Origin of the sequence: Cohnella sp. GbtcB17 (assembly GCF_019091135.1) — a bacterium.
In the GTDB taxonomy this organism is placed as follows: domain Bacteria; phylum Bacillota; class Bacilli; order Paenibacillales; family Paenibacillaceae; genus Cohnella.
In genome coordinates, this window is the sequence record NZ_JAGXJW010000066.1 from 1 (window position 1) to 17,907 (window position 17,907).

General features: G+C 61.1%; 16 protein-coding genes and 1 pseudogene. 4 read left to right on the top strand and 13 right to left on the bottom strand.

The annotated features are described in order from the left end of the window. From ureC to urtA, 9 genes and pseudogenes are all read right to left on the bottom strand, one after another. A pseudogene (gene ureC / locus KVT38_RS27870) lies at positions 1-432 on the bottom strand (urease subunit alpha); the annotation flags it as partial. Continuing rightward, positions 425-793 (bottom strand): urease subunit beta, encoded by a 369-nt coding sequence (locus KVT38_RS27875; protein WP_217597024.1) that lies wholly within the window; start codon positions 791-793, stop codon positions 425-427. The pseudogene ureC and the gene KVT38_RS27875, both read right to left, overlap by 8 nt. A gap of 102 nt (positions 794-895) precedes the next feature. Beyond that, positions 896-1,198, bottom strand: a complete 303-nt coding sequence (locus KVT38_RS27880; protein WP_217597025.1) for an urease subunit gamma — start codon at positions 1,196-1,198, stop codon at positions 896-898. Next, positions 1,179-2,159 carry a HoxN/HupN/NixA family nickel/cobalt transporter gene (locus KVT38_RS27885; protein WP_217597026.1) on the bottom strand — a complete coding sequence of 327 codons (981 nt, stop codon included), beginning with the start codon at positions 2,157-2,159 and terminating at the stop codon, positions 1,179-1,181. The genes KVT38_RS27880 and KVT38_RS27885 overlap by 20 nt, the downstream gene beginning before the upstream one ends. A gap of 17 nt (positions 2,160-2,176) precedes the next feature. After that, positions 2,177-2,884: an urea ABC transporter ATP-binding subunit UrtE gene (urtE, locus tag KVT38_RS27890; RefSeq protein ID WP_217597027.1), complete on the bottom strand. Its 708-nt coding sequence runs from the start codon at positions 2,882-2,884 to the stop codon at positions 2,177-2,179. Then, entirely contained in the window at positions 2,871-3,647 is a 777-nt protein-coding gene (gene urtD, locus KVT38_RS27895; RefSeq protein ID WP_217597028.1) for an urea ABC transporter ATP-binding protein UrtD, read from the bottom strand. The genes urtE and urtD overlap by 14 nt, the downstream gene beginning before the upstream one ends. Next, entirely contained in the window at positions 3,598-4,713 is a 1,116-nt protein-coding gene (gene urtC / locus KVT38_RS27900) for an urea ABC transporter permease subunit UrtC (RefSeq protein ID WP_217597029.1), read from the bottom strand. Before urtC ends, urtD begins: the two co-directional genes overlap by 50 nt. 51 nt (positions 4,714-4,764) lie before the next feature. Continuing rightward, entirely contained in the window at positions 4,765-5,670 is a 906-nt protein-coding gene (gene urtB / locus KVT38_RS27905; RefSeq protein WP_217597030.1) for an urea ABC transporter permease subunit UrtB, read from the bottom strand. Positions 5,671-5,780: 110 nt separating this feature from the next. After that, positions 5,781-7,049 (bottom strand): urea ABC transporter substrate-binding protein, encoded by a 1,269-nt coding sequence (gene urtA / locus KVT38_RS27910; RefSeq protein ID WP_217597031.1) that lies wholly within the window; start codon positions 7,047-7,049, stop codon positions 5,781-5,783. 423 nt (positions 7,050-7,472) lie between these two features. Between urtA and KVT38_RS27915 the strand changes: the two genes are divergently transcribed. The 4 genes from KVT38_RS27915 to KVT38_RS27930 all read left to right on the top strand — a co-directional run bounded on the left by KVT38_RS27915 (position 7,473) and on the right by KVT38_RS27930 (position 11,470). Then, positions 7,473-9,104 carry a plastocyanin/azurin family copper-binding protein gene (locus KVT38_RS27915; protein ID WP_217597032.1) on the top strand — a complete coding sequence of 544 codons (1,632 nt, stop codon included), beginning with the start codon at positions 7,473-7,475 and terminating at the stop codon, positions 9,102-9,104. A gap of 13 nt (positions 9,105-9,117) precedes the next feature. Then, positions 9,118-9,966: a plastocyanin/azurin family copper-binding protein gene (locus KVT38_RS27920; protein ID WP_217597033.1), complete on the top strand. Its 849-nt coding sequence runs from the start codon at positions 9,118-9,120 to the stop codon at positions 9,964-9,966. Positions 9,967-10,106: 140 nt separating this feature from the next. After that, a complete protein-coding gene (locus tag KVT38_RS27925) occupies positions 10,107-10,682 on the top strand; it encodes an RNA polymerase sigma factor (RefSeq protein ID WP_254639621.1) in 576 nt (191 codons plus the stop codon). A 2-nt stretch (positions 10,683-10,684) separates the two neighbouring features. After that, a complete protein-coding gene (locus KVT38_RS27930; protein WP_217597034.1) occupies positions 10,685-11,470 on the top strand; it encodes an anti-sigma factor in 786 nt (261 codons plus the stop codon). A 613-nt stretch (positions 11,471-12,083) separates the two neighbouring features. Here the strand turns inward: KVT38_RS27930 and KVT38_RS27935 are convergent. The 4 genes from KVT38_RS27935 to pth form a co-directional block, all read right to left on the bottom strand. Then, positions 12,084-13,256: a peptidylprolyl isomerase gene (locus KVT38_RS27935; protein WP_217597035.1), complete on the bottom strand. Its 1,173-nt coding sequence runs from the start codon at positions 13,254-13,256 to the stop codon at positions 12,084-12,086. After that, the gene (gene mfd / locus KVT38_RS27940) at positions 13,243-16,767 is read right to left on the bottom strand and encodes a transcription-repair coupling factor (RefSeq protein ID WP_217597036.1); all 3,525 of its coding nucleotides are present in this window, start codon (positions 16,765-16,767) and stop codon (positions 13,243-13,245) included. The genes KVT38_RS27935 and mfd overlap by 14 nt, the downstream gene beginning before the upstream one ends. A 110-nt stretch (positions 16,768-16,877) precedes the next feature. Continuing rightward, positions 16,878-17,108, bottom strand: a complete 231-nt coding sequence (locus KVT38_RS27945; RefSeq protein WP_217597037.1) for an anti-sigma-F factor Fin family protein — start codon at positions 17,106-17,108, stop codon at positions 16,878-16,880. A 168-nt stretch (positions 17,109-17,276) separates the two neighbouring features. After that, positions 17,277-17,843: an aminoacyl-tRNA hydrolase gene (pth, locus tag KVT38_RS27950; RefSeq protein WP_217597038.1), complete on the bottom strand. Its 567-nt coding sequence runs from the start codon at positions 17,841-17,843 to the stop codon at positions 17,277-17,279. Between the last annotated feature and the right edge of the window lie 64 nt (positions 17,844-17,907).

The following is a 17,907-nucleotide window of genomic DNA, read 5'->3' on the forward strand; positions in this document are numbered from 1 at the left end:
CGGGCAAATAAAATGGACGTGCGCGTCGATGTCGCCCGCCGTCACGATCCTGCCTTCTCCGGCGATGACCTCGGTGCTCGCGCCGACGATCATATCCGGCCGGACGCCGTCCATGATGTCGGGATTGCCGCCCTTGCCGATGCCGACGATCAGCCCGTCCTTGATGCCGATGTCCGCCTTCACGTTGCCCCAGTGATCGATGATGACGGCATTCGTGATGATCGTGTCCAGCACGCCGTCGGCCCGTACGGCATGGGCAGACTGCCCCATCCCGTCCCGGATCACCTTGCCGCCGCCGAACTTGCATTCGTCTCCGTAGACGGTGTAGTCCCGTTCGATCTCCGCCCACAGCTCCGTGTCCGCGAGCCGAACCGCATCGCCGGTCGTCGGCCCGAACATGCCGGCATACGCCTCGCGCGTCATCCTAGCCATTCGCCTTCCCCCACTCCGCAAGCCGCCGGGCCGTCTCCTCGGGCAGCGGTCCATCCGCCGCGAGTCCCTCGGTCAAGCCGTTCAGCCCGTATACAAGCCTTGCGCCGCCCAGCGCGACCAGCTTGACCGGCTTCTCCTCGCCCGGCTCGAAACGCGCCGCGGTGCCCGCGGGAATGTCCAGTCGCATGCCGAACGCCTGCGCCCGATCGAAGCGAAGCTCCCTGTTGACCTCAAAAAAAGGATAGTGCGAGCCGATCTGAACAGGACGGTCGCCCAGGTTGGCTACCAGCAGCTCGACCTGTCTGCGTCCTTCGTTCAGCTCGATGTCTCCTGCGCGTATGCGATATTCGCCCGGTATCATCCCGTCTTCACCTCGTTTGAAATGCCAGAATCCGATTCGACCGCCATCCGGTCGGCCAACCCGCCGACCCGTCTACCCTCCTACCCACCAACCGCCAAGCCGTCAGCCGATCGGCTGATGCACGGTGACTAGCTTCGTCCCGTCCGGGAAGGTCGCTTCGACCTGAACCTCATGGATCATCTGCGGAATGCCCTCCATGACCTGTTCGGCGGTCAGAATCTGTCGCCCATAAGCCATGAGCTCGGCTACGCTCCGCCCGTCGCGCGCGCCCTCCATAATCTCCGACGTGATCAAGGCGACGCTCTCCGGGTAGTTGAGCTTCACGCCCCGCTTCATGCGGTCTCTCGCCAGATTGGCCGCCACCGTGATCAACAGCTTTTCTTTTTCACGCTCCGTCCACTGCATGGGTGCTTCTCATTCCTCTCCTGGCGATTGCGAAGCCGATCCACGTCGCTGCGAAAAGGCCGACCAAGCCGTACCCGAGATAAACGAAGTCGATCCGGTCGGTCCAGGACAGCCATGCCTGCGGCAGCCGGCCTTCAAGCAAATGCGACAGCTGCAGGCAGCCGACGAACAAGGCGGACACGACCGAGATGCCCGTCACGACAAGGTTGTAGGCGAAGCGCTTGCCCGGCGTGACGGACGACCAGCGATAGGCGCGGCTCATCAGCACGCCGTCGAGCGTGTCCAGCAGCGTCATGCCCGAGGCAAAGAGCAGCGGCAGCGACAGAATGCCGATCAGCGAAGCCGATTGGCCGGCGGCGCCCGCGGACAGCGCCAGCAGGCCGGTCTCGGTGGCGGTGTCGAACCCGAGCCCGAACAAAAAGCCCAGCGGGTACATATGCCAGCTGCGGCTGACGAGCCGCAGCACCGGGCGCAGCAGCGCGGCGAGCGGTCCAGACGGACGCGGCGCAGAGTCGGCTGCGCGCCACCCGGACCGGCGGGCGGCAGACAGCGCCTTGAGCAGGACGACGAGATTGATCGCGCCGATCGCGACCAGGAACACGCCGGAGACGGACGTCCCGATCAGCGCGCCGAGCTCGCGCAGCGCGGCATTTTCAAAAATGTAAGTATCCGCCGCGAGGCCGATGGCGAGCACCATCAGCAGGACGACGGAGGAATGTCCGAGCGAAAAATACAAGCCGACGCCGTTCGAATCCGAGCGCGTCGATACGAGCTTGCGGACGGCGTTGTCGATCGCGGCGATATGGTCCGCGTCGAACGCGTGCCGCAGGCCGAAGGAATACGCCAGCAGGCCGAGCCCCCAGAAGACGGGTTCCCGAAGCGACGCATAGATCAGGCCGAAGAGACCAAGCACGTGAAGCAGTATTACGATTCGCCAATAGATGGGGCCGCGCGGCTTCATTCGTCCGCCTCCTCTCTCTAGATCGTCAGGTACCGCATGACGGCCGGATCGTCCAGCTCCTCCTTGCCGCCGGACCAGACGATCGTTCCTTTTTCCATAATGTAAAATACGTCGCCGACGCTGCGCACGAAGTCCAGGCTCTGCTCGATGAGCAGGATCGACGTCCGGCCTTCGTCCGCAATGCCGCGGATGACATCCTGGATCGCCTGAACGATGGAGGGCTGGATGCCCTCCGCCGGCTCGTCGAGCACGAGCAGCTCGGGCTCCGCTGCGAGCGCGCGGGCAAAGGCAAGCTGCTGCTGCTGACCGCCGCTCAGATCGCCGCCGCGGCGTCCGTACATCGACGGCAGCACGGGGAACTTCGCGATGGCCGCCGGGGGAATCTCCTTGGCTCTGCGCCGCTTCGGATCGCGGCTGGCCTCCAGCCCGATGCGCAGATTGTCCAGCACGCTCAGCTGACCGAAAATCTCGCGTCCCTGCGGGACGTAGCCGATGCCCGATCTCGCTCGCTCGCCCGAAGCGGCACGCGTGATGTTCCTGCCTTTAAAGGAGATGTTCCCCCTTCTTGCTCTCAGGACGCCCATAATGCTCTTGGCGAGCGTCGACTTGCCCACGCCGTTGCGGCCCATCAGGCACACCACCTGACCGGGCTCCACCTTCAGGCTCACGTCGCGCAGGATGACGCTCTCTCCGTAGCCCGCCTCAAGCGCCTCAACCGACAGCATGCGCATCCCGCCCTTTGCCCAGATAAACTTCGGCCACCCGGTCGTCGCGCTGAATCTCGTCCATCGTGCCGTCTTTAAGCAGCCGGCCTTCATGCATCACCGTCACCTTGCTCGCGAAGTTGCGCACGAACTCCATGTCGTGCTCCACGACGACGACGGTCCGACGCTTGACGATCTCCTGCAGCAGCTCGCCCGTCTTGTCGGTCTCCCGGTCGGTCATGCCGGCCACTGGCTCGTCGAGCAGCAGAATCTCGGGCTCCTGCATCAGCATCATGCCGATCTCGAGCCATTGCTTCTGGCCGTGGGACAGCAGCCCCGCCCGCGTATGGCGGTGGTCAGCAAGACCGATCAGCGCCAGTTCCTCCTCGATTCGCTCGCGCTCCCGCGCCGTGAGGGAAGCGCGCAGCGTCGCCCATACGCTCCGGTTTTGCGACATCGCGATCTCCAGATTTTCCGTGACCGAGAGGCCGGCGAAAATCGAAGGCGTCTGGAACTTGCGACCGATGCCGAGCTCCGCGATCTTATGCTCTTTGCGCTTCGTAATATCGACCACGCCCGACCGGCTGTGAAACGAGACGGAGCCCGACACCGGCTTCACCTTGCCGCAGATGACGTCGAGCATCGTCGTCTTGCCGGCGCCGTTGGGACCGATCAAGAAACGCAGCTCTCCGGGGTCGAGCGACAAGCTCATCCCTTGCACCGCCTTGAAGCCGTCAAACGCTACGGTTACTTCCTCGCAGGACAGGATGGACGTCCGGCTCATGATGCGCATTCCCCCTCCCCGTTTTTTTACGAACGCTTCCGGCTCCCTTGCGGATCAAACCAACGATGCCTCCCGGCAGGAAGACCGTCACGACGATGAAGAGCGCGCCCAGGAAAATCGTCCAGATCTCCGGGTACGCCTCCGACAGCCCGCTCTTGGCATAGTTCAACGCGAGCGTGCCGATCAAGGCGCCGACCAGCGTGCCGCGTCCCCCGATCGCGACCCACAGGATCATCTCGATGGACGGCACGATCCCCATCATCGACGGAGAGATGATGCCGACGTGGAGCACGAACAGCATGCCTGCAAGCCCCGCCAACGCGCCGGACACGGCGAACGTCGCCATCTGGTACGTCGCCGGATCGTAGCCGAGGAAGCGCACGCGGTTCTCTCCGTCCCGGATTGCGCGCAGCACCTTGCCCATGCGGCTCGTCGTCAGATAGCGGCAGAGCGCATAAGCGGCGATGAGCGCTATGACCGTGGCGAGATACAGGGCGCTTTTCATGCCGTCCGACCGCAGCGGGCTGCCCAGCAGCTCCGTGAACCCGGTCAGCCCGTTTGTCCCGCCGGTGTAGGCCTGCTGGCCGACGAACAGCGTCGTCACGATGATGACCAGCGCCTGCGTCAGAATCGTGAAGTAGACGCCCTTGATCCGATTGCGGAACGTGAAGAAGCCGAGAAACAATGCGAGCAGCGACGGGATGAGAATGCCGAGCAGCACCGCTGCGGGGAAGGACTTGAACGGCTGCCAGAACCATGGCAGACTGGTCAATCCGCTCCAATCCATGAAGTCCGGCAGCCTGCCGCCGCTCGCGGCGAGCTTCAGATGCATGCCCATCGCATAGGCGCCGAGACCGAAGAAGACGCCGTGCCCGAGACTCAGTACGCCCGTATAGCCCCACAGCAGGTCCAGGCCGAGCGCTACGATCGCGAAGGCCAAAAACTTGGCAAGCAGATTCAAGCGAAAATCGCTTAAATAAAGCGGTGCGGCAAACAACGCCGCCGATGCCGCGGCATAGCCGAGCAGCAGCCATAGACGCTTGCGATCCGACCATAACCCTCTCATATCGGCCTCACCTTCTTTGCGTGGAAAGTGGATGTCGCGTTACTCTGTCTGTCAATCCAACTGGCGCGTGCGAACGGCGAACAGTCCCTTCGGCTTCCACTGGAGGAAGGCGACGATGCACAGGAAGACGAATACCTTGCCGAGCGACGCGGTCGACCACCATTCGAACATCGTGTTGAAAACCCCAATGCCGAGCGCGCCGAGCACCGTGCCGATCAGCTTGCCCACGCCGCCGAGCACGACGACCATGAAGGCGTCGACGATATAGTACGTGCCGATATTCGGTCCGATCGGTCCGATCAGCGTCAGCGCGCAGCCGGCGATGCCGGCGATGCCCGAGCCGATCGCGAACGTCATCCCGTCGACGCGGCGCGTCGAGATGCCGAGACAAGCGGCCATCTCCCGGTTTTGCATCACCGCCCGCATGCGCCTGCCCGAATGGCTGCGATTGATGTACACGTACATCGCCGCCAGACAGACCGCCACCAGCGCGAGGATGAACAGCCGCTTGTAAGGCAGGTCAACGCCCTCCATTACATGCAGTCCGCCGTTCAGCCAGGAAGGGCTGTTCACCGCGACGTTGGGCGCCCCGAAGATGGAACGGGCGATCTGCTGGAGGACGAGCCCGACGCCCCATGTCGCCAGGAGACTGTCCAGCGGGCGGCCGTACAGATGACGGATCAGCAGCAGCTCGAGCAAATAGCCGATCGCGAAGGCGACGAGGAAGCTGGCGGCGGGCGCGACGGGGAAGTACGCGTCGGACATGCGCTCTGGCAGCTGCGCCTTGGAGGCGTTCTGCGTCAAATACGCCGCGTAGCTGCCGATCATGGTGAACTCGCCGTGCGCCATATTGATGACGCCCATCAACCCGAAGGTAACGGAGAGCCCGAGCGCGATCAGCAAGAGTATGGAGCTCACGCTTAACCCGTTGAACAGCTGGGTGATCCACATCTCCAAGAAAAATCGCCCCCTCCTTGTATTGAAGGCAGCGGGCGGTCACCCGGAATAGACGTTCGTCTCCGGGTGCCGCTCCGTCGCGCTAATCGCCTCCGATGCGGAAGTTGCTGTTACGAACCGGCGCTCAGATCTTTGGCCCAATCATAGCCCTTGAGATACGGATCTGGCTTCACCGGACTGCCGGAGTTCCACAGCTCCTTGATCATGCCGTCGGGCTGGATCTCGCCGATGCGCACCGTTTTGTAAATATGCTGATTGTCGCCGTCGATGGTCACCTTGCCTTCGGGCGCGTTCCATTCGATGCCCTTCGCAGCCGCCTTGACCTTGTCGACGTCGAAGGAGCCTGCCTTCTCTACCGCCGCAGCCCACAGGTAGACGGCTGTGTAACCCGCCTCCATCGGATCGCTCGTCACGCTGTCCGCGCCGTACTTCGCCTTGAAGTTCTCAACGAACGTCTTGTTCTCCGGCGTGTCGGTCGTCTGATAGTAGTTCCAGGCGACGAGATGGCCGGCCAGGAAGTCCGGACCGATGCCCTTGACCTCTTCTTCCGCGATGCTGACGGACAGCGTCGTCAGATCGGCTGCGGCGATGTTGGCGTCCTTCAACTGCTTGAAGAAGGCGACGTTGCTGTCTCCGTTTAGCGTGTTGTACACGACGTCCGGCTTGGCTTCCTTTATTTTGGCGATGATCGTCGTATAATCCGTGTGTCCGAGGGGCGTGTATTCTTCCGCTACGGTCTCTCCGCCCTTGGCGGCGAGCTGCGCTTTGATGATCTTGTTGGCCGTGCGGGGGAAAACGTAGTCCGAACCGAGGAGGAAAAACTTCTTTTTGCCCTGCTCCAGCAAGTAATCGACCGAAGGCACGATCTGCTGGTTCGTCGTCGCGCCCGTATAGAAGATGTTGGGCGACGATTCAAGTCCTTCGTACTGAACGGGGTACCACAGCAGGCCGTTCAGCTCTTCGAATACGGGCAGCATCGCCTTGCGGCTCGCCGACGTCCACCCGCCGAAGACGGTCGCGACCTTGTCCTCGGACAGCAGCTTGCGCGCTTTTTCCGCGAATGTCGGCCAATCCGACGCGCCGTCTTCCACGATCGGCTCGATTTTTTTGCCTAATACGCCACCTTTTGCGTTAATCTCGTCGATCGCCATCGATTCCGAGTTTTTGACCGTCACCTCGCTGATTGACATCGTCCCGCTGAGAGAGTGCAGAATGCCCACCTTGATGGTGTCTCCGCCGCTCGCGGCTGGAGAGGAGGCCGCGCTCGACGAAGCCGGCGGCGAGGAAGCGCCGTCCTTGTCGTTGTTGCCGCACCCGGCCAGCGCAACGCTTAAGGATACCGCGAGACCTGCGCTTTTTAACCATGTCATTCTTTTCATGAACCCACTCCCTTTTCATGTATATATTTAAAAACCGAACGTTCGGTAATCATTTTCAATTACCGTTCGCGATTCATATTATAGATTCGCATCGAATTTTGTGTCAATATAATTTACATAAAATAAAATTTTCTGGTAAATGTGATTCATATGTAATATATTTAATAAAATTTACTTTGATTAATGGCATATTGTATGACATTAATGAGGGCCATAGTACTCGAATTGAGTATCGTGAAGACAAAATGGAAAAACAAATGATTTTGTCGTTTAATGACGAATGTTCGTATTTAATTTTCTTGAAGAAAATAATAACGTCCGCAAGTCAAGAGGCTTTAACTTGTTTTGCATTTTGTTCAAACCGTCTTCGCCTTCCGTTCGTTACCTCATACAGAACCGGAACGATAAGGAGGAGATGGTTAAATGAACGGATTCGTAAAAACCATTGCAACGCTCGCCATGTGCGCGTCCCTGCTGATGCCAGCCTTGGCTTCGGCGGCAGATGCGTCGGCCCCTACAGTCCAGCCCGGAGGCGCGTCGATCAAGACGGACGGGCAGACGGCCGCGGAGCTCGGCTTGTTGATCGGCGAAGGCAGCGGCGTCACGGCCGACTACTTGGCCAAAGGCACGACGCGCATTCAAGCGGCCATCATCTCGCTGAGGCTGCAAGGGAAGCTTGAAGCGGCCAAAGCGTACACAGACACCGACAGCTTCGCGGACGCCAATCTGGCCGGCGCGAGCAACCGGCCGATCCTGGCCTTCCTGCACGGCCATCCCGAATACGGCTGGACGGGCGAAGGCGCGAACCGCTTCAACCCGCTCGCGCCCGTGAGCTCGCAGCAGCTGTACAAGGTGCTGCTCGAGGCGCTGGGCTACCGTTCAAACGCGGACTTCGCCTACAAGGATACGGAAGCGTTCGCGTCCGGCAAGGGGCTGACCTCGATCGCCGGCACGCCCGCCCTTACGAATGCGCATATGGCCGACGCGCTGGTCGAATCGTTGTCGGCGCCGACCGCGATGGGACACTCGCTCTTCGACATGCTGCAGATGGAAGGCGTGCTCCCGGCAACTGCGGAGATGCCTGCCGGCGAGCGGCTCTCGCTCCGCCGCGACGCCGCCGGCGACGCTTATCTGGCGGACGGGAAAGGTCTGACTTTGTACTTTTTCTCGAACGACGCGGAAAATCTCGACGCTTGCCAAGGTCAGTGCGTGGCCAACTGGCCGCTGCTCACCGCCGAAGAGCTGCAAATTCCGGCCGGCCTGAATCCGGCGGACTTCACGGTCGTCACGCATGCGAGCGGTGTTAAACAATGGATGTACAAAGGCTGGCCGCTCTATCGGTTCGTTAAGGACGTCAAGGCGGGAGACACGCTGGGCGAGGGCGTAGGGGGCGTATGGTTCGAGGCGAAACCCGACTATCGCGTCATGATCGGCAAAAACGCGGAGCTGGGCAGCTACCTGACCGACAGAGAGGGCCGTACGCTTTACTATTTCGACAAAGACACGCCGCAGACCAGCGCCTGTACGGATACCTGCCTGGCCAACTGGCCGGCTTACGATGCGGCTGCCGGCAAAGTACCGTCGACTCTGAATGCGACGGACTTCGGCACGATTATCCGTCCGGACGGCACCAAGCAGGCGGCTTTCAAAGGCTACGCGCTCTATTATTTCGTGAAGGATACGAAGCACGGAGACGTCACCGGCCAAAACGTGAACCAAGTCTGGTTCGTGGTGGACCCGGCCAAGTTTTCCGGCACTACCGCAGGCCAAGCGGCGCCCGCGGCGCCTGCCGAGCAGACCGGCAAGACGTATCATATCGACATCAAGGACTATTCGTTCGGTTCCGGACCGCTCACGGTCGAAGCCGGATCGACGATTATTTTCACGAATTTCGACGATATGAAGCACAACGCGGTGGCGGTGGACGGCAGCTTCGCAGGTCCGCTGCTCGCCAAAGGCGAGTCCTATTCGATTAAGCTGGATAAGCCCGGCACGTACGATTATTACTGCCAGCCGCACAAAGCGTTCATGACCGGCCAAATTATCGTAAAATGAGAGGTGCAGGCGAATGAGAAGCTTACTCGCGACGCTGCTGGTCGCGGCCATGCTGGCGCTGTCCGCTTGCGGCGCTTCATCCGATAAAGCTGCCGAGGCGGATGGCGGACATGCCGAACATTCGGCAAGCGCCGCGATGCAGACGCAGACGGCCCAAGCCTCCGCTTCGGCTGACGGCGATGAGCAGCCGACGGCTAGCGCGCAAGCGACGGCTACGGCAAAGCCGCAAACGCAGTCCGACGCCAGCACGTCTACTGCGGCGGCCGGATCTGCAACTGTGATGCCAAAGCCGACTGCAACATCAAAGTCGACTGCAACACCAAAGCCAACTGCAACGCCAAAGCCGACTGCGACGTCACAAGCGCAGCATACCGGCCGCGACGATGATGGCAGCGGACATAGCGGCGGCAGTGATGACCATGGCGGTCATGGCACGGCGTCCCACAAGCCGTCTCCATCATCGGTCCCTGCCAAGACCGCCAGTCCGCGCCCGTCTTCTGGCACGAAGGCAACCCCGTCGCCGACGCCCAAGCCGTCTCCCTCCGCCTCGGCGCAGGATGACAAGCACGGCGGCAAGGGCGGAAGAGACGACGAGAAGCAGGCCGCGAAGACGTATGTCGTCGAGATCGTCGACTTCAGCTTCGCCGTGGAAAAGCTGGAGATTCATCCGGGGGATTCGGTCACGTTCGTAAACCGCGACAAGATCAAGCATACGGCTACCGCGGACGATGGCTCCTTCGACACGGGCCTGCTCGGCCAGGACGAATCGAAAACGGTTGTTTTCAAGAAAGAAGGGGAATTCGGCTATTATTGCACGCCCCACCCGGGCATGAGGGCGACGATCGTCGTCAAAGCCGATTGAGCGCCCGCGCGCACATATCCGAGCAGGGAGACCGCCAAAGCGGTCCCCCTGCTTTTGCCGTATCGCCCGCCGCGATCGACCGATTGGAGCGCCGCATGCGCGAAGGCGTTCCTCAAGCCGACCTTGGAGGCTGCGTCCCTATGCAGATGCAACATTTGACCGATTATGAATTAATGCTGCTCGTCAAGCTCAAACGACAAGAGGCGCTGTCCGTCCTGTACGACCGCTTCGCGAGCCTGGTCTATTCGTACGCGTTCAGAGCCGTCCGGGATGAGCAAGCCGCGCGGGATATCGTGCAGTCGGTGTTCGTGCGGCTATGGACGACCGACTCCGATTACAGTGAGGAAAAAGGCAAATTCGCGAACTGGCTGATCACGATTACCCGCAACTTGACGGTCGACTGGCTGCGCAAGCAGCGCAGGGAGTCGGCAGGCATCGTCCCCTACACGTCCGAGCAATTGGCGCGAATTCCGGACGACGAAGACGCATCGCCCGAAGCCAGCGTCGAACGCGAATCGCTCAAGGGCCAAATTCGCGTCGCCTACCGGTATTTGACCGGCCCTCAGATCGAGCTGCTGGAGCACTTTTACTGGCAAGGCTTCACGCTGAGGGAGCTGGCCGCCCGGTACGGGGAACCGCTCGGCACCGTGAAGAACAGACTGCATCAGGCTTTGAAAATATTGCGCAGACATCTGGCCTTGGAAGGAGAGCGGTGACGATGCACGACAAGCAAAAGCCGCTGTGCGATCTGTGCCTGTCCGTCATGACCGGCGAATGCAGCGAAGAAGAGCGGCTCGCTTTTGAACGTCATCTTCCTCGCTGCGAAGCCTGCCGGGCCGAATGGAACGATCTGCAGCTCGCATGGGGGGCGCTGTACGCGGACATGGACCATATTGAACCGCCCGAGGATCTGAAGCGCCAAGTGATGAACGCCGCGCTGGAGGCGGACCTGGCTCTCGCCAAAGAAGACAGAAGGAGAGAAGCCGATTCGATCCAAAGCCGGCGGGACAATCGGCGGACGGGAAGAAGCCGCTGGCTCGCGGTCTCAGCCGCCGTCTTGCTGGTTCTGCTGGCAGCCAGCTCCGTCTGGAATTACAAGCTCTCACGAGACAACGAAGCAACCCCGCCGCCGATCGAACGCGCGCTATCGGTGCCCGCCTCCCAAGTGAAGCTCGCCGTGCCGCTCCAATCGCAGGCGCCGGAGGCTTCCGAGGCGTTCGGCATCGCCTGTGTCGTCGACAACGGGAAAAGCCGCCAATTCGTCGTCTACGTCTACGGCGCTTCGCCGACCAGCGGCGAGCAAGCCTACCAGGTCTGGCTGCTCAAGGACGGCGTCCGCAAGAGCGCGGGCACCTTCCGCGTAGCCAACGACGACCAGGGCCTCGGCGTGCTGGCCATGCCGATCGAAGCGGCCAACCTGGACTTCGACAAGATCGGGATCACGCTCGAGCCCGACGACCGCGGCGATCAACCGCGCGGGGAGAAGATGTTCGGCTCCGTCTAACGAGCAGCGCAATCGACACCTAAAAGACCGTCAGGGGAGGCGCCCTGACGGTCCTTTTGTGTCGAGGAGCGCGCAACACAGAGCCCTGCAGCGACACTTTCCTTGCTTACAGCGCGTCCCGGCCCCGTTGCCGTTCCTGTAACGTTGATTTTCTCGCTTACAGCGACGGCTCACTCCTGTAACCGCGCATTCCTCGCTTACAGCGTGCTCCGGCCCCGTCGCCGTTTCTGTAACGTTGCTTTTCTCGCTTACTGACGCGGCTCGTTCCTGTAACCGCGCATTCCTCGCTTACAGCGCGCTTCGGCCCCGTTGCCGTTCCTGTAACGTTGCTTTTCTCGCTTACAGCGACGGCTCGCTCCGCCAACCGCGCTTTCCTCGCTTACAGCGTGCTCCGGCCCCGTTGCCGTTCCTGTAACGTTGCTTTTCTCGCTTACAGCGACAGCTCGCTCCTGTAACCGCGCATATCTCGCTTACAGGACGCCCCAGCCTCGTCGTCGTTCCTGTAACGTTGCTTTTCTCGCTTACAGACGCGGCCCGCTCCAACAACCGCACTTTCCGATAAGCATAAAAAACCCGGCTGCTCGCAGCCGGGTGCTTCCATGCTTTTTCTCTTTTACTTGCTGGATGCGCTGGCCGATGGCGAAGCGCTGGCCGGAGGGGATGCCGGCGCGCTGGACGAAGCCGATGCGGATGCCGATGCGCTCGCCGAAGGCGACGGGGAAGGCTCGGCCGGCAGCGTCACTTTGATGTTCAGCTTATCCGTTTCTTCCTGCACGTACGTCTGCATCTTCGGATTGACGAGCGCCGAGACGATCTCGTCCTTGTCCGTCTGGGACAGCTTGTCGTAGGTCGCGACTTCGCGCGCTTCGACCTTCATTACGTGATAGCCGTATTCGGTCTTCACCGGATCGCCGATGACACCGATCGCCTGCGTATTGGCCGCGTTCTTGAACTCTTCGACCCATTCTTTGGCCTGCTTCTTCTCGTACAATCCGCCGTTGTCCTTGGAGCCGGTGTCGTCGGAGTATTCCTTCGCAAGTGCGGTCCAGTCTCCGCCGTCCTCAAGCTTCTTCTTCACTTCCTGCGCGCGCTTCAACGCATCCGCGTCGGAACGCTCCTTGTTCGTGGCCGGATCCGTGAAGGAGACGAGGATGTGGCGAACCGTATCGACGTTGTAGTCGGCCGGCGCCTTGTCGAACTCGGCCTTGATGTCGGCGTCCTTGATGGTCGCCTTGACTTCGTTTTCCTTGGCGGTGCTGATCTCGCCGCCCGTCGCCAGCGTCACCACGAGGTCGACCATCTCGTCCTCGGTGATGTTGTTGGTCTTCATCGAGTCCTTGATGGACGCGCCGTTCGTCTCGTCCTTCAGCGCCGTGTCGAGCTGCTTCTTGAACTCGTCGGCTTGCGCCTTGCCTGCTTTCTTCTGCTCGTCCGTCGCGCGTTCCGCGAACGCCTTTTGCAGGATGTATTGCTTGACGATCTCTTCCTTGTACTGCGGGATCGACAGGTACATCGCCATCTGCGGGTTGGTCACGTTCATGAACGCTTCGTACTTGCTGAATTCGGCTTGCTTCAGCTCTCCGCCGTCCCAGGTGGCGAGCACGGTGTCCGGATCTATGCTAGCGGTCGGGCTGGCCGAGGCCGAGGATGAAGCCGAAGCGGACGCCGACGCGCCGGAGTTTTCATTTTTGCCTTTGCCGCAAGCGGTTGCCGTCGCGGTCAGCAGAACGAGAGCCGCCAGCAGAAAAGCGAACCGACGGTACGTTCCGCGTTTATTGTACAGCATTTTGCAATTCCTCCTTGGATTTTGTCGCTTCTTTATATTGTAACAGAAACTCTTCGACAAGCGCCAACATTGAATCGTCGTCGAGGCCTTTGACCCGGATGCGCACGAGCGGATGCGGCGTCTGCTGGACGAGCTGCACCCGCCCCTGGTACCGGCTCTCGATCGCCTTGAACTTCTTGGCGTCGAGCTCGGACGCGCGCCGTTCCTCGAACTTGACCGTCAGATCGTCGTTCCGGTTGACGATCGATTCGATGCCGTAAACGCGCGCCAGCGCCTTGATTCGGGCCACGCTCAAGAGGCTCAGTACCGGCTTCGGCGGTTCGCCGAACCGGTCGACCAGCTCGTCGAGCAGATCGCTGACGTCGTCACCCGAAGCCGCAGCGGCCACCTTTTTGTAGATCTCGATCTTCTGAATGCTGTCGTAAATGTATTCCGGCGGCACATAGGCGTCCACGCCGAGGTCGAGCTGCGTGTTGACCGGCGGCGGAGGCGGCGCCTGCTCGCCATGCCACTCGGCTTTGCGCGCGTTGACCTCCTCGGCGAGCATCTGCGAGTAGAGGTCGAAGCCGACGGACGCGATAAAGCCATGCTGCTCCGCGCCGAGCAGGTTGCCCGCGCCGCGGATCGACAGGTCGCGCATCGCGATCTTGAAGCCCGAGCCGAGCTCGGTGAACTCCTTGATCGACTGCAGACGCTTTTCCGCTACCTCGTTCAGTACCTTATCACGCTGGTAGGCGAAGTAGGCGTAGGCGATCCGGTTGGACCGTCCAACGCGGCCGCGCAGCTGGTACAGCTGGGACAGACCCATCTTGTCCGCATCGTGCACGATGAGCGTATTGACGTTCGGGATGTCCACGCCCGTCTCGATGATGCTCGTGCTGACGAGCACGTCGTATTCGCCGTCGAGGAAATCCAGAATCGTCCGCTCGAGCTCCTGCTCGGACATCTGGCCGTGCGCGACCGCGATCTTGGCGTCCGGCACGAGCGCCGGGATCTGCTCGGCCATCTGGTAGATGCCCTGCACCCGGTTGAACAGGAAGTACACCTGCCCGTCCCGCGCCATCTCCCGTTCGATCGCCTCGCGGACGAGCGTCGGGCTGTATTCGACCACGTATGTCTGGACGGGGAAACGGTTCTCCGGCGGCGTCTCGATGACCGACAGATCGCGCACGCCTAGCATGGACATGTGCAGCGTCCGCGGGATCGGGGTCGCGGTCAGCGTCAGTACGTCGACGCTCGTCTTGAGCCGCTTGAGCTTCTCCTTGTGCGACACGCCGAACCGTTGCTCTTCGTCCACGATGAGTAGGCCCAAATCTTTGAAAACGACGTCCTGCGACAGCAGCCGGTGCGTGCCGATCAGCACGTCGACCGTGCCCGCCTTGACGCCCTTGATCGTCTCGGTCTGCTCCTTGCGCGTGCGGAAGCGGCTCAGCACCTTGATATTGAACGGATAGCCGGAGAAGCGCTCCCGGAACGTCTCGTAATGCTGCTGCGCCAAAATCGTCGTCGGCACGAGCACCGCCACCTGCTTGCCCTCGATGGCCGCCTTGAACGCCGCCCGGATCGCGACCTCCGTCTTGCCGTAGCCGACGTCGCCGCAGAGCAGCCGGTCCATCGGCCGCGGCTTGCGCATGTCGGCTTTGATCTCCTCGATCGCGCGCAGCTGGTCCGTCGTCTCGTCGTAAGGGAACATCGCCTCGAACTCTTGCTGGTACGGCGTATCTTCGCTGAAGCCGTAGCCCGGCGTCGCCTGGCGATCCGCGTACAGCTTGATCAGGTCGTCGGCAATATCCTTGACCGAGGAGCGCACCTTGGACTTGACCCGGTTCCACTCCGCGCCTCCTAGCTTGCTCACCTTCGGTTCCTTTTCGTCGGAGCCTACGTACTTCTGAATCAGGTCGAACTGCTCGACCGGAATGGACAGCTTGTCGCCGCCCGCATAGATGACATGCAGATAGTCCTTGTGGATGCCGCCTACCTCAAGCGTGCCGATCCCCATGTACTTGCCGATGCCGTGGTTCTGGTGGACGACGTAGTCGCCGACCTTCAGCTCGGTATAGCTCTTGATGCGCTCGGCGTTGTCCATGCGGCGGTCGACGCGGCGCGCCTTGCGCTGCTTCTGCGTGAACATCTCGCCTTCGGTGATGACGACGAGCTTGACGGAGGGCATCTCGAACCCGCTCTGCAGATTGCCCTCTACGATCTCCGGCGTCTCGATCTGATAGTCGTCGAGCACGCGGCGCATCCGCTCGGCCCGCTCCGCGCTGCCGGCCAACATGACGATATGCGCGCCGCTCTTGCGCCAGCGCTCCATCTCGGCCTTGAGCAGATTCATCTGCCCGTGGAAGCTCTGCATCGAGCGGCAGACGAAGTTCACGATATTCTGCGGCTGCGTATGCGGAATCTGGCGGACGAACAGCGATAGGTACACCGTCTGGAACGTGCGCGGGTACAGCGCCTGCTCCGCCGGCACGGCCAGCGTGAAGCCCGGCAGCGACTTGCCCTGCGACAGCAGATGCGTAGACCATTCGGTCTCGTCCCGCTCGAGCTGGCGCGCGGTCTCGGCAAGCCGGTTCGGCTCGTCCATGATGAGCAGCGTATCCTTGGGCATGTAATCGAACAGCGTCTGTCTCTCGGGGTACAGCAGCGATATATATTTATAGATTTCGGAAAAATACATATTTTGACGCAGATCGTCGATTTCCCGGGTAATCTCGGTCTTCAGGCGCTCCTTAGCTTGACGGTCCGCCATCTTCTCCAGCTGGCGCTCGAGCAGCTCGAAGGCGTGCTGCGCCGCATTTGCGAAGCGCCGCTCGTCGGCGATGATCTCGCGGCAAGGACGCACGGTGTAACTGTCCAGCTTCTCGATCGAGCGCTGGTCCGCCGGATCGAACGTGCGGATCGAATCGATCTCGTCGTCGAACCATTCGACGCGTACGGCGCTCGCGCTCGTCAGCGGGAAGAAGTCCGCGATGCCGCCGCGCACGCTTAAGTGCCCCTTCTGCTCCACGCGGTCCACGCGCTCGTAGCCGAGCCCGATCATGCGCTTCAGGAATTCGTCCATCGGCAGCGTCTCGCCGGCCTTCAGCGTGACGAAGGCGCTTGCCATCGTATCCTTGCTCGGTTGGAAGCGGCGCACGCCGGAGAAGGGCACGACAATAACCCCGCGGAAGCCTTCCGCGAGTTGAAGCAACACATCCATGCGCCTGGCCGACGTCTCCGGACTCGAGATCGCGGTCTCCGCGGCGATCAGCTCGTTGGCCGGGTAGAGGAGCACTTCCTCCGCGGTCAGGCATTCCTGCAGGTCCTCCGCCATCTTCTGCGCGGCGAACATATTGTGCGTGACGACAAGTACGGGTCTCCCAAGCTCCCGAACCGTCGCGGCGATCATGACCTGCCTGGCCGATCCGGACAGCCCCGCCACCAGCTGCTCCCGCATGCTGCCCCGAAGGCCCGCGAGGACGGACTGGAAGTCGGGGTCGGTAGCTAACGTATTCATTAGCGGCTTCATCGCTTTTCCCCTTATACGTACAATCTACGTTCACGTTCATTCAAAAAGAAGCCTGGGCGTAAAGCCGAGGCCTCTTATCATCGGTCGTTTGTCGCAGCGGACGGCGGCGCTTATTGAAGCGGGTTGCTCAGCAGCGCCAGTTCGGGGTGATGGTCGAGCGCCTGGCTGCAGTAATCGCATACCACCTGCACCCGCACATCTCCGTTAGAATGATACGCTATTATACGCTTTCTCTCTTCGGGGGTCAAGAAATGCAAGCCCAGCCTATATTCGGATACGTCGGCCCCCTCGAATCGGCCAAGCGGCGCGCGGCAGTGCCGGCAAACGTAGTTCACAGCCATATGGGTATGCCTCCTGAAGGCGGATTATGCGGCCATGGACATGCCACGAGCCGCGTTCCCTTCAGTATGCCCAATCGCCGGCGATTTTAAGCGATATTGGCTGCCGCATCCTGCAAATGACCGTTTCTCCTCGCATCAGCGCGGCGCTCAAGGCTTTTTTTCACCATGCTACTTGCCATTGTACTTCGCCATCGTCTCGTCGAACGGGTGATCGAGCGCGTATTCGATCGCATCGCATGCATCCGCGATCATCATCCGCAGCGCCTCCTGCTCGCTCTTCGGAAACGCACCGAGCACATAGTCCACGATCTTCATGCCGCCCACGGGACGGGAGATGCCCATGCGCACCCGATTGAACACCTGGGTACCCGTATGCGCAATAATGGACTTAATGCCGTTGTGACCGCCGGCGCTGCCTTGGTAGCGAAGCCGAATCTTGCCCGTCTCCGTGTCAAGATCGTCATAGACGACGATGCCGTCCTCAAGCGGAATCTTATAAAAATCCATCAGCGCCCGCACCGACTCCCCCGACAGGTTCATATAAGTCATCGGCTTCAGCAGCGCCACCTTCCGGCCTTGAACGCGCGCCTCACCGTACATGCCCTTAAGCTTCTTCTGGTGCTCCAGCCGCACGTCCCAGCGGCGCGCCAGCTCGTCGACGACCATGAAGCCCGCATTGTGCCGGGTCGCCGCGTATTCCGGTCCCGGATTGCCAAGACCTACGATCCATCTCATCGGTAGTCCAACTCCGTTTCAACATAATTTTAAGGGCAAGCTGCAACGAATTCGCCTGCCGCGG